This is a genomic window from Labrys sp. HAY1-8F, assembly GCF_056754975.1.
In genome coordinates, this window is the sequence record NZ_JBPGWZ010000001.1 from 1,225,092 (window position 1) to 1,248,757 (window position 23,666).

At 61.9% G+C, this 23,666-nt stretch carries 19 protein-coding genes and 2 pseudogenes; 9 read left to right on the plus strand and 12 right to left on the minus strand.

The features are described from left to right. Positions 1-16: 16 nt before the first annotated feature. The 5 genes from ACR9ZN_RS05595 to derI all read right to left on the minus strand — a co-directional run bounded on the left by ACR9ZN_RS05595 (position 17) and on the right by derI (position 5,394). Positions 17-1,048, minus strand: coding sequence for an ABC transporter permease (locus ACR9ZN_RS05595; protein WP_454817238.1), 1,032 nt, complete (start codon positions 1,046-1,048; stop codon positions 17-19). After that, positions 1,045-2,613 (minus strand): sugar ABC transporter ATP-binding protein, encoded by a 1,569-nt coding sequence (locus ACR9ZN_RS05600; protein WP_481271564.1) that lies wholly within the window; start codon positions 2,611-2,613, stop codon positions 1,045-1,047. Before ACR9ZN_RS05600 ends, ACR9ZN_RS05595 begins: the two co-directional genes overlap by 4 nt. Positions 2,614-2,697: 84 nt before the next feature. Further along, positions 2,698-3,696, minus strand: a complete 999-nt coding sequence (locus tag ACR9ZN_RS05605; RefSeq protein ID WP_441774260.1) for an autoinducer 2 ABC transporter substrate-binding protein — start codon at positions 3,694-3,696, stop codon at positions 2,698-2,700. 91 nt (positions 3,697-3,787) lie between these two features. Beyond that, on the minus strand, positions 3,788-4,777 hold the full coding sequence (locus ACR9ZN_RS05610; RefSeq protein WP_454817234.1) for an ABC transporter permease: 990 nt from the start codon (positions 4,775-4,777) through the stop codon (positions 3,788-3,790). A gap of 161 nt (positions 4,778-4,938) precedes the next feature. Then, positions 4,939-5,394, minus strand: coding sequence for a D-erythrulose-4-phosphate isomerase (gene derI / locus ACR9ZN_RS05615; protein ID WP_434961235.1), 456 nt, complete (start codon positions 5,392-5,394; stop codon positions 4,939-4,941). A gap of 179 nt (positions 5,395-5,573) precedes the next feature. Between derI and ACR9ZN_RS05620 the strand changes: the two genes are divergently transcribed. The 8 genes from ACR9ZN_RS05620 (at position 5,574) to dhaL (ACR9ZN_RS05655) (ending at position 14,619) form a co-directional block, all read left to right on the plus strand. Continuing rightward, positions 5,574-7,052, plus strand: a complete 1,479-nt coding sequence (locus ACR9ZN_RS05620; RefSeq protein ID WP_481271565.1) for a sugar ABC transporter ATP-binding protein — start codon at positions 5,574-5,576, stop codon at positions 7,050-7,052. A gap of 44 nt (positions 7,053-7,096) precedes the next feature. After that, positions 7,097-8,101, plus strand: a complete 1,005-nt coding sequence (locus ACR9ZN_RS05625) for an ABC transporter permease (protein WP_434961237.1) — start codon at positions 7,097-7,099, stop codon at positions 8,099-8,101. Positions 8,102-8,183: 82 nt separating this feature from the next. Next, on the plus strand, positions 8,184-9,176 hold the full coding sequence (locus ACR9ZN_RS05630) for a substrate-binding domain-containing protein (RefSeq protein ID WP_454817229.1): 993 nt from the start codon (positions 8,184-8,186) through the stop codon (positions 9,174-9,176). Between the two features lie 57 nt (positions 9,177-9,233). Beyond that, positions 9,234-10,007, plus strand: a complete 774-nt coding sequence (locus tag ACR9ZN_RS05635) for a GolD/DthD family dehydrogenase (protein ID WP_454817227.1) — start codon at positions 9,234-9,236, stop codon at positions 10,005-10,007. Positions 10,008-10,040: 33 nt separating this feature from the next. Further along, the gene (locus tag ACR9ZN_RS05640; RefSeq protein WP_441774257.1) at positions 10,041-11,033 is read left to right on the plus strand and encodes a dihydroxyacetone kinase subunit DhaK; all 993 of its coding nucleotides are present in this window, start codon (positions 10,041-10,043) and stop codon (positions 11,031-11,033) included. 12 nt (positions 11,034-11,045) lie between these two features. Next, entirely contained in the window at positions 11,046-11,687 is a 642-nt protein-coding gene (gene dhaL, locus ACR9ZN_RS05645; protein ID WP_434961241.1) for a dihydroxyacetone kinase subunit DhaL, read from the plus strand. A 142-nt stretch (positions 11,688-11,829) separates the two neighbouring features. After that, the gene (locus tag ACR9ZN_RS05650; RefSeq protein WP_434961242.1) at positions 11,830-13,941 is read left to right on the plus strand and encodes a bifunctional sugar-binding transcriptional regulator/dihydroxyacetone kinase subunit DhaK; all 2,112 of its coding nucleotides are present in this window, start codon (positions 11,830-11,832) and stop codon (positions 13,939-13,941) included. A gap of 30 nt (positions 13,942-13,971) precedes the next feature. Further along, positions 13,972-14,619, plus strand: a complete 648-nt coding sequence (dhaL, locus tag ACR9ZN_RS05655) for a dihydroxyacetone kinase subunit DhaL (RefSeq protein WP_441774256.1) — start codon at positions 13,972-13,974, stop codon at positions 14,617-14,619. Positions 14,620-15,161: 542 nt separating this feature from the next. Here dhaL (ACR9ZN_RS05655) and ACR9ZN_RS05660 read toward each other — a convergent pair. From ACR9ZN_RS05660 to oiaX, 3 genes and pseudogenes are all read right to left on the minus strand, one after another. Beyond that, a pseudogene (locus tag ACR9ZN_RS05660) lies at positions 15,162-15,473 on the minus strand (IS3 family transposase); the annotation flags it as partial. A 203-nt stretch (positions 15,474-15,676) separates the two neighbouring features. Further along, a pseudogene (locus tag ACR9ZN_RS05665) lies at positions 15,677-17,046 on the minus strand (four-carbon acid sugar kinase family protein). A gap of 19 nt (positions 17,047-17,065) precedes the next feature. Further along, entirely contained in the window at positions 17,066-18,334 is a 1,269-nt protein-coding gene (gene oiaX, locus ACR9ZN_RS05670) for a 3-oxo-isoapionate-4-phosphate decarboxylase OiaX (RefSeq protein WP_481271566.1), read from the minus strand. Positions 18,335-18,540: 206 nt separating this feature from the next. Here oiaX and ACR9ZN_RS05675 point away from each other — a divergent pair, with 206 nt between their 5' ends. Beyond that, complete coding sequence (locus ACR9ZN_RS05675) at positions 18,541-19,263, plus strand: transcriptional regulator NanR (RefSeq protein ID WP_441774253.1); 723 nt, start codon at positions 18,541-18,543, stop codon at positions 19,261-19,263. Between the two features lie 57 nt (positions 19,264-19,320). On the opposite strand, the gene ACR9ZN_RS05680 is transcribed toward ACR9ZN_RS05675, so the two are convergent. Genes ACR9ZN_RS05680 through ACR9ZN_RS05695 form a run of 4 tightly spaced genes read right to left on the minus strand, consistent with a single transcriptional unit; the run spans position 19,321 to position 23,646 of the window. Continuing rightward, on the minus strand, positions 19,321-20,349 hold the full coding sequence (locus ACR9ZN_RS05680; RefSeq protein WP_481271567.1) for a Gfo/Idh/MocA family protein: 1,029 nt from the start codon (positions 20,347-20,349) through the stop codon (positions 19,321-19,323). Beyond that, positions 20,349-21,413 carry an ABC transporter permease gene (locus ACR9ZN_RS05685; protein WP_454817218.1) on the minus strand — a complete coding sequence of 355 codons (1,065 nt, stop codon included), beginning with the start codon at positions 21,411-21,413 and terminating at the stop codon, positions 20,349-20,351. The genes ACR9ZN_RS05680 and ACR9ZN_RS05685 overlap by 1 nt, the downstream gene beginning before the upstream one ends. Then, entirely contained in the window at positions 21,410-22,990 is a 1,581-nt protein-coding gene (locus ACR9ZN_RS05690) for a sugar ABC transporter ATP-binding protein (protein WP_481271568.1), read from the minus strand. The genes ACR9ZN_RS05685 and ACR9ZN_RS05690 overlap by 4 nt, the downstream gene beginning before the upstream one ends. Next, positions 22,987-23,646 (minus strand): DUF2291 family protein, encoded by a 660-nt coding sequence (locus ACR9ZN_RS05695; protein ID WP_481271569.1) that lies wholly within the window; start codon positions 23,644-23,646, stop codon positions 22,987-22,989. Before ACR9ZN_RS05695 ends, ACR9ZN_RS05690 begins: the two co-directional genes overlap by 4 nt. Positions 23,647-23,666: the final 20 nt, after the last annotated feature.

Below are 23,666 nucleotides of genomic sequence, written 5' to 3' on the forward strand. Positions count from 1 at the left end.
GGTGGGCAGGCGCTTGCTAGCTGCGATTACGCAAGGCGAAAATGGTGCCTGCAATCAGGATGAAAATGCCGACGATGGCCAGTTGCAACGTGCTGGGAATACCCACGAAGATCAGTACGTTGCTGACCAGCGTTATCAACAGCACGCCGAGCAGGGTCCCGACCACCGATCCGGAGCCGCCCGTGATGCGTGCGCCGCCCAGAACGACGGCCGCGATGATTTCAAGCTCCATGCCGGCAAGATCGAACGGATTGGCGAGGCGATTGCTCGAAACGTGGATTACACCCGCAATGCCGGCGAGCAGCCCGGCATAGGCAAACACGAACACCCGCACGCGAAACAGATTGATACCCAGACGTTCGGCAATCGCGGAATTACCACCGATGGCGAAGATGGCGCGGCCCATCAGCGTGCGTTCCAGGATGTACCAAGTGATGAAAGCGGCAACGACCAGAACCAGAACCGTCGCCGGCAACACGGACACAACGCCATTCGAGGCGCGATGGGTGAACAGCGAGGCCTTGCCGAAAGCGTCCATCGCGGACGGGATGTTCATGAACAGAGCGGTCCCGATGAATGTCAGCAAGAAACTGCGGATGACATATTGGGTGCCGATCGTGACGATCAGCGAAGGTGCCTGGAGTTTTTGTACGAGCAGCCCGTTTACGATTCCAAAGGCCGCACCGCCGAGAGCCGCAAGGATCAAGATGACCGTCATCGGCATGCCCGGGAACCAGTTCGTCACGACCATGGTCAGGACATACATCACGAAAGCGGCAATCGCCGTGAACGATACGTCGATGCCCCCGGAAGCCAGCACGACCAGCACCCCCATCGCGAACAGCCCGCGCACCACCGACGCGCGCAGTATGTCGACGATATTGCTCATCTGGAGGAAGTCGGGATTGGCGGCGATCACGACCAGGCAGGTCGCAATCGTCAGCACCAATGTGAAGAGTTCGGGCCGGCGCCCCATCAAATCCCACCAGCGGCGTGCGACGCCGCGGCGCTGGGGGGCGGCAGCGGTCGCGGATACAATCTCGGTCATTGCGCGATCTCCTTCGACGTGCCGGCCATGGACTGATAGATCGCGTCTTCGGTCAGCCCTTCGGCCTCGTGCGCGGCCACGATGCAGCCGTGGCGCATGACGAGAATGCGATCGCAATTCTGCAAAAGCTCCGGCAGGTCATCGCTGATGATGATGACGCCCATGCCCTCATCGGCCAGGCGCTGGATGATCCGGAAGATCGTGTCTTTCGATCCCACATCCACGCCAACGGTCGGCCCGTGCAGGATGAGCAGTTTCGGGTTGATGGTAAGCCACCGCCCGATGAGCACTCTTTGCTGGTTGCCGCCGGAAAGGGACTGCACCGGAACCGTTACATCCGGCGCGACGATCTGCAGGTCGGTAACACTGGCTTCCGCAGTGCGACGGGCGCTGCGGGAACTGATGATGCCGAGCGCATTGCGCAGGCGATCCAGGATCGGCAGCGTTATGTTGTCCTGTATCGACTTTTCAAGAAACAGGCCCTCGGTAAGGCGATCCTCGGGCACATAGCCAATACCATTTTGTATGGCTTGCAGCGTCGATTGGGGCGCAATCGTCCTGCCGGCCAGGCGTATCTTGCCGCCAACCGCCGGCTTCACGCCGGCCAGCGCGAGAGCGAGCTCGTTGCGGCCGGAATCCAACAGCCCCGTGACGCCCAGTATCTCGCCCTTTCTCACGCTCAGCGAGATATTTCGAAAAGCGCGGCCATCCTCGAGCTTCTCGACTTGGAGCAGAACGTCGCCAAGGTTTGGATCGGTGCGATAGCGCGTCTCGCCGATCTTGCGGCCCGTCATCCGCTGACTGAATTCAGCCTTGCTGTGATCGGCGACATCGAGTTCGGCGACCTTCAGCCCGTCGCGCATGATGATTGCGCGGCCCCCGAGTAGTTTGCACTCGTCGAGCTTATGCGTGACGAACAAAACCGCGACACCTTTGGCGAGTAGCCGCTCGACAACGCCCAGCAAATTCTCGACTTCCTGCCGCGTAAGCGACGTCGTTGGCTCGTCCATGATGACCAGGCGCGCTTCGGACGCGATAGCGCGGGCGATGGCAATCAGTTGGCGCGTTGCAAGCGGCAGCGTGTCCGTGCGACGCGTGAGAAAATCACTACCGGTCGGAAGATGCACTTCCGCCAAGGCCCGGCGCGCCGTTTCATGAAGCGCCGTGACATTCAGTCTGCGAACCAGACGTCCCGACGCCTCGACGAGTTGCTCGGTAAACGCGACGTTTTCGGCAACCGAGAGGTTGGGCAGGAGCGACAGGTCCTGATAGACCGTCTCGATGCCGGCCCGTAGCGCCCCGATCGCGCCCAGATCTCCGGCTTTACTTCCGGTCGACTGGCCATCGATCAGAATTTGCCCCTCGTCGGCAAGCTGGGCGCCGGAAAGGATCTTGATCAGCGTACTCTTGCCGCAGCCATTCTCCCCCATCAGGTGATAGATCTGCCCCCCCTCGATCGTCAGGCTGACATCCTTCAGCGCCATAACGCCGCCAAAGGACTTCCTGACGTTTCTAACCTCGAGAAACGGCGGCAAAAGGCGCGGCGTAGGATCGGTCGCGTGCATGGCAAATTCCTAAAACTCCCCGATGCGCCTTCCATGACGGGATCGACGCCCATCGGAAGACGCATCGGTGAGCGATGCTCGTTGTCAGAACGGGAACTGCTTGTAGTTGGACTTGTCGACATCCACCCAGGCCTGGCCCTGCATGATGATGCCCTTGCCCGGTCCCTTTATGACGGTCATCTTTTCATAGCCCGGCACGCCGAGATTGACCCCGTCCTTGATCTCTTCGCCCTTCAGGACCATCTCGGAGACCTTGTTCATGACGTAACCGGCGTCCTTGGGATCCCAGAAGAAGATCTGATTGACGGCGCCGCTTTCCAGATAAGGTCCGGTATCCTTGGGAAGGCCAAGGCCATAGACGCAGACCTTGCCCTGAAGGCCGGCTTCTTCCACAGCCCGGCCGATACCAATCACGTCAATGGCAGAGGAGCCCTGGAAACCCTTGATGTCCGGATATTTGCGCAAGATCTCCTTGGCCTTTTCATAGGCGCGATTGGCATCGTTGAAGGATTCGTTCTTGGCGGCAACCAGTTCCATACCCGGATATTTCTTAGCGTTTTCCGCGCCGGCATCGACCCACTGATTATGCGTCAAGCTGCCCAACGAGCCGACGAACGACGTCCATTTGCCTGACTTGCCCATGCAGGCGGAGAGCTTTTCGTTGATACGCGCACCAAAGGCCTTGTTGTCGAAGGCTTCGATGTCGACATCGGTATTCTTGAGGCTATCCCCCTCATGGGTGATGACCTTGATCCCGCGCTGAGAGGCCCGGCGAAGCACGCCTTCGAGTGCGGACGGGTCCATCGGAACAACTGCGATCGCCGATACTTTCTTCGCGACGAGATCTTCGATGATGCGGGCCTGCTGAGCCGCATCCGCCTTGGCGGGGCCGATCTGGTTGGCGCTTAAGCCGGGATTGTCCTTCCCAAACGCATCCACGCCTTCATTCATGCGGATGAACCAGTTTTCGCCGGTGACCTTGACCACCGTCACGATGGATGGCTTGTCCTGAGCGAACGAAGCCCCGGCCATCAACACGCCTGCCAGCATCGTACAAGCTGCCAGTTTGGTAATTTTGCTCATAGTTTCCTCCATTTTAAGCAAAATCGTCTTCAAAGATCGGCATTGCCGGTTCTATGGGATCTTCACGGTGCCGAGCCGATCGCGAACCGAGCTATCGTCGCTTCGGCTTGACCCAGACGCCCAGATGCACCCGTGAGAAGGCCAGGAGGGCCAACAGCAAGACGCCCCAGGCAAGGTCGCGGAAGAAATTGGAAATGTTCATGAAGTTGAACAGGCTTGAGAGAATCTGCAGCGCCGTCGCAGCCAGCAGCACGCAGCTCACCTTGCCGTATCCACCTTCGGGCTTAACGCCGGCCAGAACGGCAATCAGAATGGCGATCAACACATAAGAACCGCCGTAATCCCATTTCACCGAGGAATTGCGGGCCGCGATAATGACGCCGGCAACGGAAGACAGCACGCCGCAGAGGGTATAGGTAACAAGCAGCATGCGCTTTTCGTTGATGCCGCCATACCGTGCTGCCTTGGAATTACTTCCAAGCAACATGAGTTTCATGCCGAACGGCGTATACTTCAAGAGAAACGCCAGGCCGGCTGCAATTGCCAGAAACAACGCAAAACACAGGGGAATGCCGAGTACCGGCATGTTGCCGAAATCATCCAGCGGCTCGATAAAGCCCATGGTGATCGCGGAGCCGTTGGTCAGGAACACCGCAATGCCGGTGAACAGCAGTTGCGTCCCCAGTGTGGCGATCAGGGGTGTGAGCCGCGCATAGGCGATCACGCTTCCATTGACGAAGCCGCCGACCAGGCCCACGAGAAGCGCCAGACCGATGAAGCCCCAGAAAAACAGCAGCGGTGCGTCATCGGCCACGATGAAATGGGTTGTCACCTGAAAGGCTGCGATGCCGGCAAGGTTCGCCAGGGCGATGCCCGACAGATCGATGCCGCCATTGCCCGAGATCATGGCCAGCATGACGCCCAGCGCCAGAAGGCCGAGTTCGGGAACCTGCGACGCCATGGATTGCAGATTGTAGCTGTCGATGAAACTGGAGCCCGCCAATAGAGCCCCGGCAGCGAGCACCGCGCAATTGATCAACAGCAGAAAGGGCGCCTGCCGGTTCAGGCTATATGACGACACTTTTTCCTCCCGTCTCCGAAGAGCGTGTTTTACCGGCGAGGCCGGCCAAGTCCGCCGGCGGAGCAGCTTCTTTGTCGATTGCGCAATAGTCCATTGCCGCACTCCATCGTTCGCTATGACAAATGCGGATAGGTCAACTCACCCGCTGAGGTGCAGCAACCTCATGTATTGGATGCATTTCCCCTCCTCGCGTCCAAACGATCGATCGCCTTGACGTTGTCCGCCGATGGGCCGTTTGGATCGAAGCTGGATGCGAGGAAAACGTCGACGATGGCTTTAGCCAGTTCCGGGCCAATCACACGGGCGCCCATGGCAATAATCTGAGCATTGTTAGATCTTGCGGCTCGTTCCGCTGAATAGGTGTCATGGGTCAGGGCGGCGCGGATACCTGGCACTTTGTTCGCCGAAATCGACACGCCGATTCCGGTGCCGCAGAACAACAGTCCCCGATCGTATTCGCCGTTGACCACGCTTTCGGCGAGGACCTTTGAGATGTCGGCGTAGTAGCCCGGCCGGCTCAGATCCGTAACCGTAATGTCGCCCCTTCCGGCCAGATGATGCGCGATGACATCAAGCAGGGGCTTTCCCGCGCCATCCGCGCCGAGAGCAATCTTCATCGATGGTTCCCTCCCGAGACATGCCGGTGCCCGACGGCCACGGCTCTTGTTCGTTTTTGCAGTTATTGACATTTGTCGATCCTTATTTGACAATTGTCAATATCGACGCTCGAGCTTGGACCTCGTGACGTTGATGTGCCCCGCCGGCCAGGCGGCGTGCGCATATGAGGAGAGGAAGCGTGGATCTCTTGCTTGAGGTAGAGGGGCTCAAAAAGTCCTTCGGCGGCGTTGCTGCTTTGCGAAATGGCGCCTTCAAGCTCCATGCGGGTTCCGTCCATGCCCTGTGCGGCGGCAACGGCGCGGGCAAGTCCACCTTCCTGAAGATCCTGATGGGGCTGCATCGGAGAGACGCCGGCGCGATCCGCCGCCGCGGCAAGGCCGTGGAGTTCTCCGGTCCGGCCGAGGCGCTTGCCTCCGGCATTGCCATCATCGAACAGGAACTCAGCCCGGTTCCCCACATGACAGCGGCCGAGAACATCTTCCTCGGGCGCGAACCGTCGGCGCGCTTCGGCGGCATCGATTTCCGCAAGATGAACCGGGCGGCGCAGGCGCTGTTCGATCAGCTCGGCTTCAATATCCGTGCCGGCCAATACATGATGAATCTCTCGGTGGCGCAGATGCAACTCGTGGAGATCGCCAAGGCGCTCAGTCACGATGCCGAGGTCATCTTCATGGACGAGCCGACCTCCGCCATCGGCGAGAAGGAAGCTCAGCATCTGTTCTCGGCCATCGAGCAGCTCAAGGCCGCCGGCAAGGGTGTCGTCTATGTCTCCCACCGGCTGTCGGAAATCTTCCAGATCGCCGACTCCTACACCGTCTTCCGGGACGGCAGTTATGTCGGCAGCGGTGCCTTGGCCGATATCACCCGTCCCGAGCTGATCCGCATGATCGTCGGCCGGGAGCTCGGGGAAGAATACGTCAAGACCAACGTTCCCGACGACCACATCAGTTTCCAGGTTCGCGGCCTCACGGCTCCCGGTAAGATCGACGACATTTCATTTTCCGTGCGACGGGGCGAGATCTTCGGAATCTACGGTCTCATGGGATCAGGGCGTACGGAGATCTTCGACTGCCTGTTTGGCCTGAACAAGCCGACAGCCGGCAGCATCGTCCTGGACGGTCAGCCGCTCACCATTTCCCGTCCCGCCGATGCCATGCGCGCAGGCATCGCGCTCGTCACCGAGGATCGCAAGCTCACCGGCCTCAATCTCTCCGACAGCGTGCGCAACAACATCTGTCTGGCGAGCTTGCCGGAGTTGAGCCCGGGTTTCATCATGCAGCGCCGGCAGGAACGGGCCGCCTCGGCAGACATGATCGCGCGTTTCGGCATCAAAGCCGCGCGCGATACCATGCCGGTTTCCGGCCTATCGGGTGGCAACCAGCAAAAAGTCGTGCTCGGCAAGTGGTTCTTGCGCCAGCCCAAGCTTCTCCTGCTGGACGAGCCCACGCGCGGCGTCGATGTCGGCGCCAAGCGCGAGATCTACCGCATCATCTGCGATTTCGCGGCGGCAGGCGGCATGGTCGTGATGGTCTCATCCGAAATAGACGAAGTGCTCGGCATGTCCGACCGCATCCTGGTGATGCGGCAGGGACGGTCCGCCGGGATCCACCGGCGTGAAGAAACGGACGCGCAGTCGCTCGTGCATTTGTCCACCTGAGATCGGCGCCCCGGCGTATCGCCTGGCACAAAAAGGAAATCCACGTGTCCGCTAACGAGAATCCTTCGACCAGCATCTGGCCCGGCAGGGAGCATCGCCGGCTGATCGTCCAGGAATACGGCATCTTCATCGCCTTCCTGTTGCTTGCCCTGATCCTATCGGTCTCCAACCAGTACTTCCTCACCGCCGGCAACATCTCCAACGTGTTGTTGCAGACCGCCATCAACGGTGTGCTGGCGGTCGGCATGACTTTTGTCATCCTCACCCGAGGTATCGATCTGTCGGTCGGCTCGGTCGCGGCGCTCACTGGCATCATTGCCGCCAGCTTCGCCACCACCTCGGCAACGGCGGGCCTGCCGGGCGCGCCTTATCCGTTCTACCTCGCATTGGCTGCGGGCCTGCTCGTCGGTGTCGCCTGCGGCGCCGTGGCCGGTATCATCGTCTCGCGCTTTGCCGTCCCCGCCTTCGTGGCCACCCTCGGCATGCTTTCGGCAGCGCGGGGCCTGACGCTCATCTATGGCGGGGGCCGGCCCGTGCCTGCCCTCACGCCCGAATTCCGCTGGATCGGCACCGGCAACCTGTTCGGCATTCCTGCGCCGGTCGTCCTGCTCGCTCTGGTGTTCGCCCTCTCCTGGTGGGTACTGAACCGTACGCGCTTCGGCCGCTACATCTATGCGGTGGGCGGCAACCCGCATGCCGCCAAGACGTCGGGCATCAGCGTTGCCCGCATCCGTTTCAGCGTCTACGTCATCTCCGGCGGACTTTCGGGCCTGGCGGGGATGATGCTGGCGGCCCGCACCGGTTCCGCCTTGCCCCAGGCCGGCATCGCCTACGAACTCGATGCCATCGCGGCCGTGGTGATCGGCGGGACCAGCCTGTCGGGTGGTGTCGGTCGTATCACCGGCACACTGATCGGCGCCCTGATCATCGGCGTGATGAACAACGGCCTCGATCTGATGGGCATCCAATCCTACTACCAGCAGGTTCTCAAGGGCGCCCTGATCGTCGGTGCCGTGATGCTGGATCAGAAGAGAAACCAGGGCGAGTAAGCCCGTGCCATCCGGACGCTCGCGACCGCGATCCAGAACCGCGTGCCATCATGGCTGCGGCAATTTTCGGAGGAGAACGACCATGAGGAAACTGCTTGTCGTCCTGGCCGCGGCCACGGCGTTGCTGGTGACGCCTGCTCTGGCGCAGGACAAGAAAATCAAGATCGGTGCGGCCCCCTACGGCCTCAACGCCGAGTTCATGCAGATCTGGACGGCAGCGCTGAAGGAGCACCCTGCCGTCAAGAATGGGGAGGTGGAACTGACCGTATTCGATGGGCGCTATGATGCGCTCGTGCAGCAGGAACAGTTCAACACGATGATCACGCAGAAATTCGACGCGATCATCTTCGTGCCCATCGACATCGAGGCCGGTGCCACCGCCGTCCAGGCCGCGCATGATGCCGGCATTCCCGTCGTCGGCTCGAACACACGCGTCCATTCCGACCTGTTGTCGTCCTATGTCGGCTCCGACGACACGGTCTCGGGCTATCTGGAAGCCAAGAGCGTGCTCGACAAGATCGGCTGCAAGGGCAATGTCGTCATCATCGAAGGCCCGATCGGCCAGTCGGCGCAGATCTCCCGTCTCGAAGGCAACAAGAAGGCGCTGGCCGAGTGCCCCAATGTGAAGATCCTCGAGGACCAAACCGCCAACTGGTCGCGCGCCGAGGCGCAGACCCTGATGGAGAATTGGCTGACGGCGCATCCCGGCCAGATCAATGGCGTCATCGGCCAGAATGACGAGATGGCGCTCGGCGCGATCGAAGCCATCAAGGCAGCCAAGCTCAATGTTAAGGACTTTGCGATTGCCGGCATCGACGGCGTCACCGATGCGCTCAATGCTGTCAAGCAGGGCACGATGACCTCGATCCTGCAGGATGCCCGCGCCCAGGCGCAGGGAGCCCTGGACCTGGCCATCTTCCAGGCCAGGAAAGGCAATTACAAGCCGCAATCCGATATCTGGGCCCAGTATCCCAGCATGCCGTTCAAGGATGGCAGCGCCAAGGAATACAACGTGCCGTGGACGCCCGTCACCGCCGACAATGTCGACAAGCTGCTCGCTGCCCGCAGCAAGTGATTTTTACGCGTGGGGCATCGCCTTGCCCCGCGCCTTCCGCCGCCAGGACCCATCGACATGACCGATATCGCGCCTCAAATCGACCTGACCTTCCCGCTCTCCGGCAAGATCGCCCTCATCACCGGAGCCGCCTCCGGCATCGGTGCGGCCATTGCAGGGGCTTTCGCCACCAAGGGGGTCCGGGTCGCCGTTCTCGACATCAACGCCGAACTTGCCGCCGCGAAGGCGGCGGAGCTTGGGAATGGCGCGCAAGCATTCGTATGCGATGTCACCGATCCTGCGTCCGTCAACGCCGCGATCGCGGGTACGAAGGCGGCTTTTGGCGGCATCGACATCGCGGTCAACAGCGCCGGTGTCGTGTTCCTGGCTCCGGCCGAGGATCTGTCCCTGGACCACTGGACCAGGACGATCGACATCAATCTCAAAGGCAGCTTCCTGGTCACGCAGGCTGTCGGCCGGGAAATGATCAGCGCCGGCAAGGGCGGCAGGATCGTTAATCTCGCCTCGCAGGCGGGCACTGTCGCCATCGAGGAGCATGTGGCCTATTGCGCCTCGAAATTCGGCGTCATCGGCATGTCCAAGACCTTTGCGGCCGAGTGGGGCAAATACGGCATCACCGTCAACACGCTTTCCCCCACCATCGTGCTCACCGAACTGGGCAAAAAGGCCTGGGCGGGAGAGAAGGGCGAGGCCGCCCGAAAACGCATTCCCACCGGTCGATTCGCCTTTCCCGAGGAAATCGCGGCTGCGGCCGTTTTCCTCGCTTCCGCCGGTGCGGATATGATCAACGGCGCCGATCTACTAATCGATGGCGGCTACACGATCCTTTGAGCCGAAGCGCTCCAGGAACCCATAGGAGAAATCATGCAGCGTTTCGTCAACAATCCCGACGAAGTCGTCGAAGACACGGTGAAGGGTTTCGTCAAGGCCCATTCCGATATTGTTCGCCTCGCCGACAATCCCCGTGTCATCGCCGCCAGGAATGCCCCCCATGCCGGCAAGGTGGGTGTCATCACGGGCGGCGGCTCCGGCCACGAGCCGGCCTTCATCGGCTATACCGGCAAGAACATGCTCGATGCCGTCGCCGTTGGCGAGCTGTTCTCCTCGCCCACGGCCAAAAGCTTCCATGACGCCATCCGCGAAGCCGATGGTGGCAAAGGGGTCGTCGTGCTCTACGGCAATTATGCCGGCGACAACATGAACGTGAAGATGGCGATCCGGCTCGCAGCCAAGGATGGCATCGAAGTGGCGACCGTCGTCGCCAACGACGATGTCTGCTCGGCGTCCCGCGAAGAGCGCGAAAAACGCCGGGGCGTTGCTGGCGAAATCTTCATGTGGAAGGTTGGCGGCGCCAAGGCGGCAAAGGGGGCCTCGCTCGAAGCAGTCCGTGCCACCGCGCAAAGGGCGATCGACAATTGCCGCTCGATCGGCGTGGGGCTTGGTCCATGTACCTTGCCTGCCGTCGGCCATCCGAATTTCGAGATCGCCCCGGGCACAATGGAGGTGGGCATTGGCCATCACGGCGAGCCGGGCGTCCGCGTGGAGCCGCTGAAATCCGCGGCCGAGATCGCCCGCGACATGTGCGAAATCGTTCTCGACGACCACGATCTTCCCGAAGGCACCGAAGTCGCCGTACTGGTTTCCGGCCTCGGCGCGACACCGCTCAACGAACTCTATATCCTGAACGATACGATCGAATCCGAGATCGTCAAACGCGGCCTGAAAATCCATCGTACCTATATCGGCAATTACTTCACCTCTCTGGAAATGATCGGCGCAACCTTGACGGTTATGGCTCTTGACGACGAACTGAAGGAACTGCTCGATACGGACGTGCGCTGCACTGCAATCTTGTAAAGAGAACGCCTCATGCAAACCCTCAACAATGCAGAAGCCGGCCACATCGTTTTGGCCATGGCAGAACGCATTATCGAAAATCGGGCCTTTCTCAGCGAAATCGACGGCAAGATCGGCGACGGCGATCACGGCGTCAACATGGCGAAAGGCTTCAACCTGGCTGCCGAGCGGCTCAAGGGCAAGAACGCATCCCTTTCAGGCTCGCTCGACACGCTTGGCACCGTCCTGATGACCGAAATCGGTGGCTCGATGGGACCGCTCTATGGCGTCATGTTTACGGAATTCGCCGAAAAGATCGACGGTGTCGACGCCATTGATGCCACCGCCTTCAGCCGTATGCTGCATGCAGGCCTAGAAGGTATTCAATCCATCGGCGCAGCCAAGGTCGGCGATAAGACGCTTCTCGACACATTCGTTCCTGCCCTTGCCGCGTTCGATGACGCGAACATGGCCGGCAGATCCTTTGCCGAAGCGCTGGATGAGCTCGTCGAAGCCGCGGAAAAGGGGCGAGATTCCACAATAGATTTGGTGGCCAGGATCGGACGCGCCAGCCGTCTGGGCGAACGTTCCCGCGGCGTCTTGGACGCTGGGGCAACCTCCTGTGCCATCATTCTGAAGGAATTGTCACTTCGCGCCCGCGAGCAACTGCAATAAGGGACAGCCGATTTGCGCAACATGGCGGCCCCACTTTATGCTTGGAAAGTTGGGCCGCCCTTTGTTTCGAATTTTCTCAAAACGAGACAAAGGCATTGTCCTGCAAGCCTTCCCGACCGACGCAGGAGCGATGGCAAACAAGATGGCGCCGAGTAATAAAACCGCGATGGCCAAGCCTGGTCAGGCGGAATTGGCCGATGTCATACCGCTGCGATATGGCGACGATCCCTATGTGTGGGCATGCTGGCTTTATTACGAGGACGGGCGCACACAGGGCGATATCGCCGAGATAATGGGAATCTCACGCGCAACGGTCAACAGCTACCTTGCCGAAGCGCGCAGCCGTGGAATCGTCAGCATTTCCATCGAGCCTTCGCGGCTGAGCTCGCTGGTAATCGCGCAGGAGCTGAAACAGCATTTCGGATTGACCGACTGCCTCGTCGTGCCCAATGACGACGGATCGCGAACCTTGATCGACCGCCTGGGAGCCGCCGGCGCGCAAGCGGTTGCGAAGCTGCTGAAATCCGGCGATACGGTCGCCGTCGCATGGGGGCGCACAATCCTATCCATTGCCCAAAACCTGCATATCTCCAATCTGCAGGATGTGACGGTCGTCCAGGCAACCGGCGGCACGCGAGCCGGTTTCGCCTACACGCCGGAGCTGTGCGCGGCGGCGGTCGCCACAGCCACGAATGCTCATCTCATCAACATCACCGCGCCGGCTATCGTGTCGAATGCGCAGGTCAAATCGGCTTTTTTGGACGAACCGGTCATTGCCGAGCAATTTCAAGCACTGACCCGAGCCAACAAGGCACTTTTCGGCATTTCGTCCCTTCGGCCGAATTCGACGATCCATACCAGCGGATTCTTTGAGGACGTGTCGATCCAGGACTATCTGGCCAGAAATGCCGTCGGCGTGATTGCAGGCCGTTTCATCGACTCCCATGGCCAGCCCGTTTCGGGACCTCTAGACGACAGAACTATCGGCATTTCGCTCGATCGGCTGCGAGATAGCGACATGCGCATTGCGGTTGCCGGCGGTTTCGACAAGGTGCCGGCAATTCTGGCGGCGCTGAGAGGCGGCTATGTCAGCGTGCTGATCACCGATGCGGCGACCGGGCGTGGCATCCTCAACGCCGATGGCGTTGCGCAGATCCACAACAGGCCCGCCCAACGCTTGCGCCAGGAATCCGAGGCTGCCCCGCCCAGCCACAATCGCACCCACATCAAGAAATTTCTCAACAACCCGGACGATGTCGTCGATGAAATGCTCGACGGGGTGGTCAAGGCCCATGCCGCTCATATCGTGCCGATCAACGGCTCGAAGCGTGCCCTGGTTGCGCGCAATGGTCCACGTGCGGGCAAGGTCGGTCTGGTCATCGGCGGTGGCTCCGGCCACGAACCCTGCTTTCTCGGTTATGTCGGCAAGGGGCTGGCCGACGCAGTCGCGGTCGGCAACGTCTTCTCCTCGCCTCCCCCTGTTCCAATCCTCGAATGCGCAAAGGCTGCCTCAGGCGGAGCCGGCGTCCTTTTCGTCTACGGCAACTATGTCGGCGACGTGATGAACTTCGAGATGGCGGCCGAGCTGGCACAGGAGGCGAACATCCCCACACGGACGGTGCTGACGACCGACGATATCTCCTCCTCACCGGTAGAGGATCGCGACGGACGGCGCGGCGTGGCGGGCAATTTCTTTGTCTTCAAGATTGCCGGCGCCGCCTGCGATCGCGGGCTGTCGCTCGAGGAATGCGAGGCCATTGCGCGCAGAGCCAACAGGCGCACCTATACGATGGGGGTCGCGCTGGAACCGTGTTCCTTGCCGCAAACTCGCCGGCACAACTTCGAGATCGGCCCTGACGAGATGGAAATCGGCATGGGCATTCATGGCGAGCGGGGCGTTATCCGCGAGAAAATGATGCAAGCCGACGAAATCGTCGACCGCATCATGGACAAGGTCTTTTCCGAGATGACCGCCGGCCCGGGTGACCGGGTGGCGGTTCTCGTCAATTCGTTCGGCTCGACCCCCCTGATGGAGCTCTACATCCTGTTCAAGCGCGTGGAAGAGCGCCTCAGCGCCAAGCGGATCAGCATCGTGGCGAACTGGGTCGGCCATTATTGCACATCGCTCGACATGAACGGTGCGTCCATATCCATCCTGCATCTGGATCAGGAACTATCCGATCTCCTGTCGCATCCTTGCGATACGGCCTTTCTTCGGATCACCGAAAAAGGGCCGCTACCTGCGGCCCAATGAGAATTCCACGCTGTTCGGGAGATCAATACAATGTCGGAAACCGCAGCGCGCCGCCTCGGCTGGATGTTCCAGCTAATTGCCCTGTCGATAAAGGCGGAGAAGGAATATCTGTCCGATCTCGACGGCGCCATCGGCGACGCCGATCACGGGATCAGCATGGCTCTGGGCTTTTCGGCCGTCAACGGCGCCCTTGCAAAACTCGATCTCGATCAGGCATCACCCTCCGATGTCTTTGCGGCAGCGGCCTCCGCCTTTCTCGATGCCGTCGGCGCATCCACCGGCCCCCTTTATGCCGCGGCTTTTCAAAACGCATCCAAGGCCTTGAAAAACCAACTGTCCCTCGACCTGCCGGAACAGGTCGCTATCGTCGAAGCCATTACCAAAGGTATCCAATTACGTGGCAAAGGGCAGCGCGGGGACAAGACGATGCTCGACACGTGGATTCCGGCCATGGAAATCGCCGTTCATGCCAATGCAAATGGCCTGACCACTGGGCAGATGTGGCGCCATATTGTGGAGGCCGGCACAGAAGGCGCGCAATCAACAAGGTCCATGGTCGCAACCCGCGGCCGCGCCGCGCGGCTTGGGGAACGTTCCCTGGGCCATATGGATCCCGGCGCAGCTTCTGCCCTCATCATTCTGCGGGCAATGCAGGAAGCCTTTGCTGAAAAACTGTAATCTTGGCATTAAACTGGTGATTTTAGATGGCTTCTGAATCGATGGGCTTCCATGATTCGGAGGTGATGGACGATGGCCTCATCGATCGAAATGACGCTTGAACTGTACTTGTCATCTCCTCGTGTCGGAACGTGAAGAGGCCTTGGCCGCCCAGATGCACCGTTCGGCATGGAAAAGATCGTGCCGCAGATCGTGGATACGCCTCGCGCGCAGCGGGGTCGCCCGGGCCTTCTGTACCGCTCCCCTGATGAGTATCGCCTGGGGAGGCGATGTTCGTCGAACGGAGAAAAAGTCAGCGCTCTGTTCGTATGAGCCGAAACATGGGGAACATATAGGCCGGTCGACCATCTGAGCGTGCCCTGCTTCCAGAGGGAGACTCGTAGCGCGTCACTTTGAAATACGCCGATAATCTAAAATCGGGCGCTGTTCGAACTTTTTGCCGCCAAACGCCGCCGTTTCCACGCTTTTCTCCCCCAGACTTTCTCCCGCTCATTGCACGGGGCGTCGTTTCGGCGGCTATTGCGCACTAAGAGATCGAACGTCGTCAGGACGACATCTTCTCCCCGATAGCTGAAGCGGGGATCGACGGCCGGCGAGAACCGTGACCAGATGTCGACAATGGTGAGAATGCGTAGCTTCTTGCCGGTCGCTAATTGATCATGGACGAAATCCATCGCAGGTCTGGTCGCAACGCGTTGCCTCCGATCGGTCCTCTCTGAGCTTGGCCTTCACACGCCTCTTCGGGGTCTTGTTGCGCAACTGCAGGTCCAACTCGTTGTGCGTGTTCGCTTAATGTTGATCGCCCAGCCGTCGCGCACGGGAAGGACGTGCACGCGCCTATAGCCATAGCGCAGGCATAGCACGTCAGAGATCGGTCAAAATGGCGACCTTTGAACATGAGGGGGTCCCCAAATTGCGGAGGAGCGATCTCATGCCAGTGCAGCCTTGCCGAAAAGTCTGCGACACAACCCTCGGCACAAAAGTATACGCGGTCGCCCTCAGCTCACTCCTGCATTCGTAGGAGTGAGCGGGGACGCGAGGCGGCACGCAGCGCTGCTTAGCAGATGGGGGATGACCCTACTGTCGTGCAGCGGGATGAAACCGACGCGCGACCTTCGCGGATCATCGAGAAATAGTCGTCGCCACCCACCTGGCCACCCTTGAGGGCAATCTCAAGCCCGTCGAAGGCGGCGGCATCCGCATGAACGGTGCAGAGCGGAGACCCAGGACAGGAGAGCAAGGGCAGCCTCGTCGTCAAGGCAAAGGCGCCCAGTTCGCGCAAAGCATGGCTCGAGGTGTCGCCACCCGCGATGACGGCACGGCGTAGGCCGGCGCGCTCGACCAGAGCTTTTTGAATCCGGCCCAAAGCGAGACCGATGCGGTTGCGGTCTCCCTCGGTCTCGAGCTCGTCGCCGACATCGGTACTCGGCCCCAGGGCGGTATAGAGGATCACGCTATGCCCCTGGGCCAATCCTTCGAGGCCGGCGGCAACGGCCTCTGCAATTGCAGCCTCGCCATGATGGATGAGCGCGCGCGGATCAAGGGCAATACCGTCGAAGCCGTGGGCGACGGCGTGGCGGATCTGCCGTTCCGTGGTGAGCGAGCAACTCCCCGACACAACGGCGATACGATCTGCCACGCCCGGCGCGGAAAAGGAGGCTCTCCCCCGATCCGGCCGGCTTCCTGCCAGGCCTGCAGCAACGCATATTCCACTCCCGAGGAACCGGCCACGAAGGGCCCGAGCCGCGACTGCAGGCGCAGGAGCTGGCGCCCCGCCTGCAATTGGGTGGCATCGTCATGGACATCGAGAAGCACGATGTCCTCGCCCTTCGCCAGGACGGCATCGACGGTATCGTCGACATCGGCTGCCGCCAGCGCCGCAATGTCGACGAGGCCGATACCGCTTTGCGTCTGCCGGGCAAGGTGCAGGCGCAGGTCCGCCTCATCCATTGGCGTCACCGGATGGCGGCTCATCACCGGGTGGCGATCGATGCGGTAGACCTGGCCCTGATAGGCGGCGAACAGGGTACCGAAGCTGGTGTAGCGCCTGAGCTGGGGTGCACCGATCACCAGCGGGACTTGCCGCTGCCCGAAGACTTTGCTGCCGATCTCGATGGCGCGGCCGATATTGCCGACAGCCGGGCTCGAATCGAAGGTGGAGCAGACCTTGTAGTGGCAGGTAGCGGCGCCGAGCTGCCTCAGCCATTCGAAAGCCGGCGTGAGCTCGGCATCCATCCAGGCCGGGCTCTGACTGCGGCTGGTCCCGGCGAGGCCGATGGCATCGCATTCGCCGAAGCGCTCGCGCTGCGCCGGAGAAGGCGGCTGCAGGAACAGGGCGGTACGCACGCCATGCGAGGCCAGCGCTTCCATCACATCGGTGGACCCAGTGAAATCATCGCCATAATAGGAGAGCAGCAAGCCCGGCATCGTTCTTTCCTCGGAAGCTTCAGGACGCAGCGGTGTCGGCGCCGAATTTCTGCAGGGACTGCGCGAGTTCGCGATGCTCGCGTGCATAGGTTTCGAGCGGCACGCCCTCCACGGTCGCCTGCCAGGCCTGGCGAACGGCGCGCACACCCGCTGCCGGGCCGCCGGGATGGCTGACGACCCCACCACCGCACAGATAGAGCAGATCGAGCGTCCGGCCGGTGCGGGCATAGGTATCCGGGGCCTGACCGCCCCATTGGCCCGAACACACGACGGGCATGGGGCAGACGTCGCCCTCGAACAAGGGCGTCGTCACCGACTTGAAAGAGCGCACGAAGGATTCGTCCGATTCCCAATATTTGGCCCGGATGCCGTTGATCTGGAACTGGTCGATGCCGAGCAGTCGCCAGAATTGCTGGTAGACCTCGAAATCCATGCCGAGGCCGGGGTGCCGCGTGAGGATATCCCAGCCGTTGCGATGGGCATGCAAGGCAAGATGCGAGCGTTTGCGCAGGAAAGAGAGGCCGCCGAGGCCCACCGAGTTGATGTTGATCACAGCGGCATTGCCACCGGCCCGAACGACGATATCGTGGTTGCGCATCATCTCGTCGGGATCTGTGTGCGAGATGCCGAAGGCATACATCACCTTCTTGCCGGTCTTCTGCTCATGATCGAGGATGACTGGCATGATCGCCTTCACGCGATCCTCGAGGCTGGAATAGGCCGGGCTCGCCAGCTTCTCGTCATCCTTGATGAAGTCTACCTCGGCTTCGACGAGTTCGCGCACCTGGCCGGCCGATTCAGGCGGGCGCAGCCCCAGCGCTGGCTTGACGATGGAACCGATCACCGGCCGGTCGACGATACCGGTCAGCCGTCGCGTGCCGGCCGTACCGAATTGCGGGCCGGGATAGGCAGCCGCGAAGGCCGTGGGCAATTGCATGCCTGTGACACGGATGCCGCTGAATCCCTTGATCGAATAGACGCCGCCGATGGCAATCGTCATCAACGCCGCCAGATCGGTGCCGATCGCCTCGATCGGAAAATCGATGTCGACATCGGCACGCTTGTACACGGCGCCGGCCTGCGCGGAGGGTTCGGGGATCGACGGCACCTCAAGGGCCTCCAGCGGCCGGATCGCCACGACGCGCGCGGCGACACGCGCCTTGAGCTCCGGCGTCTCGCCCGGCAGGCTGACGAAGGTGCCGGTCGACTGATCGCTGGCAATCTTGGCGGCGAGCTCCTCGATGTCGCCAGCCGTCTCGATGCGATAGGTCATGCGGATGACGGACATGGCACCCATTCAGTCTGGGGCGCTCGCAGCGCCCGGCCTGGAATTGCTTAACAGGTATGATGAGTATATCATGACTTAAGTCGAAGCAATGGAAATTCGCCTTGTCTGTTTCTGGACAGCGGTGGCACTGTTGCAGCAGCGGCCTTGCCTCACGGAAGAACAGACGGCAAAGACCGCCGAACCTACTGCCTCAATCGGAATGCCTCATGCCCCTCCCCGATCAACGCATTGTCCGTCGCAAGCTCTCCGATGAGGTTTTCGACCGCCTCAAGGCGCTGATCACCAGCGGAGAGTTGCAGCCGGGGGACCCCTTTCCCTCCGAGCGCGAATTGATGGACCGCCTCGGTGTCGGCCGTCCCGCCATCCGCGAAGCCATGCAACAGCTCAGCATCTTCGGCCTGCTCACCATCTCCCACGGCGAGCGGGCGCGCGTTCGCCAGCCCACCGCCAGGTCGATCTTCCAGCAGGTCGACGATGCTGCCAGCGTGCTCCTGTCGAGCTCCCCGGCCTCGCTGGAGCATCTGAAGGAGGCACGCCGCTTCTTCGAACTGGGCATGGTGCGCCAGGCAGCGCAGAAGGCCGATGCGCAGGCGGTTGCCGGCCTGCAGGAAGCCCTGGCCCGCCAGCGCGCGAGCCTTGGCGACGCGGATGCCTTCATCAATGCGGACATGCTGTTCCACACGCGTATCGCCGCCATCTCCGGCAACCCGCTGTTCGAGGCGATGAGCGAGGCCATGCTCGGCTGGCTGAAGCAGTACCACACCGATTTGCTGATCTGGACCGGCAAGGAGAACTACACCTTGTCCGAGCACGAGGACATCCTCAACCGCATCATCGCCCATGATCCGGACGGGGCGGAGCAGGCGATGGTCAGGCACCTCGATCGTTCCGCCTCGCTCTACGTTCACCAGACCACGGCGTCGGCCTGAACGACGCTGCGGGGCGTAGGCAGCACGGACAGGTCGCGCATCAATGGTTGCGCGGCGTCATATCGAGGCCATCTCGATCGTCTGGCCAGTGGACGCGCTGGCATAGGCCGCCTCGACCAGGGCCATCGTTGCGATATTGTCCCGCCCGCAGGTGGAAGGCTCCTTGCCGTTGCGCAGGCAATGCAGCCAGTGGCGCTGGATGGCGAGCACGCTCTCCTGAATATTGTGCCAGGGACGCGAGGCCCAGGGCAGCAGAGGCGGCGACAGATCGACCTTCTCCTGCCCGCCAGGCCCGTTCACGACGAGCCGATAGCCTGCGCCGAGCCGCAGCGTGCCCGCCGAGCCATCGATTTCGACGAGGGTTTCGGGAAAAGGATCGACCGGCAGCCTGGTGGCATAACTGCAATCGACCACCGAGGAGAGACCGCCCTCATGGTCGAGCAGCATCGTCGCGACATCCTCGCCCCTGATGTCGGGATTGACGCGCCGGGTGCGTGCACTCAGCCGCGTCACCTCGCCAAACAGGAAGCGGGCGATGTCGAGGATGTGGATGCCGAGGTCCTCGATGATGAAACGCTTGCCTTCGGCAAGATAAGGCTGGCCGCTGAAAACATCGAAGCCGGAGCGGAAGGAGACGCGCGCCCAGAAGGGCTGGCCAATGACATTGGCGTCGAGGCGAGCCTTGACGGCCTGGATGGCACTTTGCCAGCGGAAATTCTCATGCACCATCAGCGGCACGCCGGCGAGGCGGCAAGCCTCGACCATGGCACGCGCATCCGTGATCGAAAGCGCGAAGGGCTTCTGGCAGATGACGGGAATTCCCATCTTCGCCGCGAGCTCGACGAGCGGGCGATGGCTCGCCACGGTGGTGGCGATATCGACGAAGTCCGGCTTCTCAGCCCGAAGCATCTGCTCGGCATCGCCGTAGCGCCTGTCGATGCCGAAAAGCTCACCGGCCTGGGCAAGGCGCACCGGATCGCGATCGCAGAGTGCGACGATGTCGGCTCCTTCGGCGTCGCGCCAGGCATGAAGCTGGTTGATGGCGAAGAAGCCGCAACCGACCAGGGCACCGCGATAGGACGCCATCAGGCCAGCCTCGCCATCTGGCGCAAGGCAACGCGCTGCTGCAGCCGGCGCTGGGCCTGGTCCACCACTACGGCGATGACGATCACCAGGCCCTTGATCACCATCTGCCAGAATTCGCTGACGCCCATCATCACCAGCCCGTCCGAAAGAATGCCGATGACGAAGGCACCGATGATGGTGCCGCCGATGGTGCCGCGGCCACCGGACATCGAGGTGCCCCCGAGTACCGCTGCGGCAATGGCATTGAGTTCGAAGCTTTCACCCGTGGCGGGGTGCGAAGCCATCAATTCAGAGGAAACGACCAGGCCGACGACGGCGGCACAAAAGCCCGAGAACATATAGACGAAGAGCTTCACCCGGTTGACCCGGATGCCCGACAGACCCGCGGCTCGCTCATTGCCGCCAACCGCGAAGATGTGGCGGCCGAGCGGCGTGCAGCGCGCCATATAGGCGGCAGCCAGCGCCAACACGGCGAGGATCCAGACCGAGGCCGGCAAGCCGAGGAGACGCCCAGCCCCCAGGATGGCATAGCCCTGCGTGCCGAAATCGGGGCGCCCGACCAGATTGGGGAAGGTTGCGCCATCTGATGAAAGAAGCGCCAGGCCGCGGGCGATGTAGAGCGTTCCGAGCGTCGCAATGAAGGGCGCGACGTTGAGCCTGGTGATCAGCAGCCCATTGACGGCGCCGATCAGGATACCCACCAGCAGTGTGATCGCCATCACCTCATAGATGTTGAAGAAGATGGTGTAGCCGATGCGCAGGTCCAGGCCATTGAGGATCAGCCCGCCGGCGACCATGCCGCACAGGCCCACGATCGATCCGACCGACAGGTCGATGCCGCCGGTGACGATGACGAAGGTCATGCCCATCGCCAGGAACGCGTTCAGCGCCACATGCTTCGACATCAAGATGAGATTGGCGGTGCTGAGGAAATTCGGCGCCGCCAGCGAAAAGAAGATCAGCACCGCGAAAAGGGCGATGAAGGTGCGCAGCTTCATCAGGTTCAGGGCAAGCGAGCCGCTTCCGGCGGACGGATGGTTCAAGGTGTCCTGCGCGACTGTCATGCCAGCGCTCCGTGATTTGTAGAAGAGGGGGAAGGAACAGGGCCATGGCCGAGCGCGGAGGCGGCCACCACCTTGGCGGCCGTGGCCTCGGCCCGCTCGAAAAGGGCGGTGAGCTTGCCGTTGCTCATCACGGCGATGCGATCGGACAGCGCCATCACCTCGTCGAGGTCGGAAGTCACGAACAGGATGCCGAGGCCGTCAGCGGCGAGCCGCCGCATGGTGCGGAAGACATCGGCCTTGGCGCCGACATCGATGCCGCGGCTAGGCTCGTCCATCAGCAACACTTTCGGGCCGGTCATCAGCGCCTTGCCGATCACCACCTTCTGCTGATTGCCGCCTGACAGGGAGCTCACCTCCAGTTCGGGATCGGCTACCTTGATCGACAGGTCCCTGACGGCAGCGCGAATGGCGCCCTGCTCGCGGGCTCGCCGGATATGGAAGCCGGCGAGGAAGCGACCGAGGGCCGCCATCGACAGGTTGGCGGCGATCGACAGGATGCTGACCAGCCCTTCGCGCTGGCGGTCTTCCGGGATCAGGGCAAGGCCCCGACGGATGCCCCCCGTCACGTCCTTTTCCGCCACCGGTTTGCCGTCGACGAAGAGGCGGCCGGTGGCGTGGCGGTGGCGTCCCATCACGCATTCGAAGAATTCGCTGCGCCCGGCTCCCATCAATCCGTAGATACCCACGATCTCGCCTTGCCTGACCGACAGGGAGACATGGTCGACGGCGAATCCGCCGCTCACGCGCGGCAGGCAGATATCCTCCGCGCGAAAGACTTCCGGACCGAGCGGGTGATCCTCGGTCTTGGCGAAGTCCTTGGCATCGGAGCCGATCATCTGGTGCACGATCCAGGGCACATCGACATTGGCGATGCGCTCCTGTCCGGTGACGCGGCCATCGCGCAGCACAGTGATGTAGTCCCCGATGCGGATGAGCTCTTCCAGCCGGTGGGAAATGTAGACGATGGCGACGCCCCGCGCCTTGAGGTCGGCAATCACACGGAACAGGATCTCGACCTCGGCGGAGCTGAGGGCGGAGGTCGGCTCGTCCATGATCAGGATGCGGGCATCTTGCGCCACCGCCTTGGCGATCTCGACCAGTTGCTGCTGGCCGATGCGCAAATCCTCCACCGGCGTGCGGGCATCGATGCCTGCCTCGAGCCGCTCCAGGAATTCGGCGGCGCGGCGTTCCTGAGCGCGATGGTCGATGCCAAAGGGCAGCCGTACGATTTCGCGGGCGGCGAAGATGTTCTCGGCGACCGAGAGATTGCCGAACAGGTTGAGCTCCTGGAACACCATGCCGATGCCATGGGCCACTGCCTCGCCGGCATCCCGGAAGGTGACAGGCTTGCCATCGAGCAGGATGCGCCCGTCGGTAGGTTGCACGACCCCCGCTATGATCTTCATCAGCGTGGACTTGCCGGCGCCATTCTCGCCGACGAGCACGTTCACGGCGCCGCGCCGCACATCGAAATCGGCATGCCTGACGGCAACCGTCCCGGAATAGACCTTCGACACGCCCTCAAGGCGCAGCACCACGTCGTCATCGGGCGTCGCAGGGTGGCCCTCCCCCGTCATGACGCTGCCCCGAGGTTCAGTTCGGCAGGCGTTACCAGCGGTGGCTTGCCGCCCGGCTCGAACACATAGGCGCCGAGCACCGTCACGGAGCGGCCGACCAGGTGCTCGCGCGGCAGGGCCTGCAGCACGTCCGCGTTGACCCTGGCGTTGAAGGCCTTGCCGAACTGGGCGTAGTCGATCTGGTTGGTGAAGGCGTTGAAGGACACGAAATCCAGGCTGTCGCGTAGCGCCGTGCCGCGCAGGGCCGGACCGATCTGCACCACCATGTCGGCCTTGCCGTCCCTGTCGACATCGACGTCGATGGTGGCGGCGCGCGAACCGGCGTTCGCCGCGACGATGCGGCCTTCGGCCTTGACCACATAGGCCCAGGGCACGGTGCCTTCCTTGGCACGATAGCCGTATTTCTGCCCGGCCTCGTCCGCGTTCCTCGCGGCCAGGTCGCGAACGACGGCAAAGTCGCCCGCCTTCGCCCTGAGATAGGGCAGCACCTTGGCTGCCCAGATCGCATCGACAGCCTTGTCCGGGTCGAAGACGGGTCCTGCGCCCGAAGCGCCGGTCTGTCGGGCGGCCTCAACCTCGACGGTCGGCACGATCTTGCAAGCTGCAAGGGCGAGCGCCATTGCGGCGATCATCAGCCTGTTGGCAAGCCTGGGCATGGATTTTGGCTCCGGCCTCG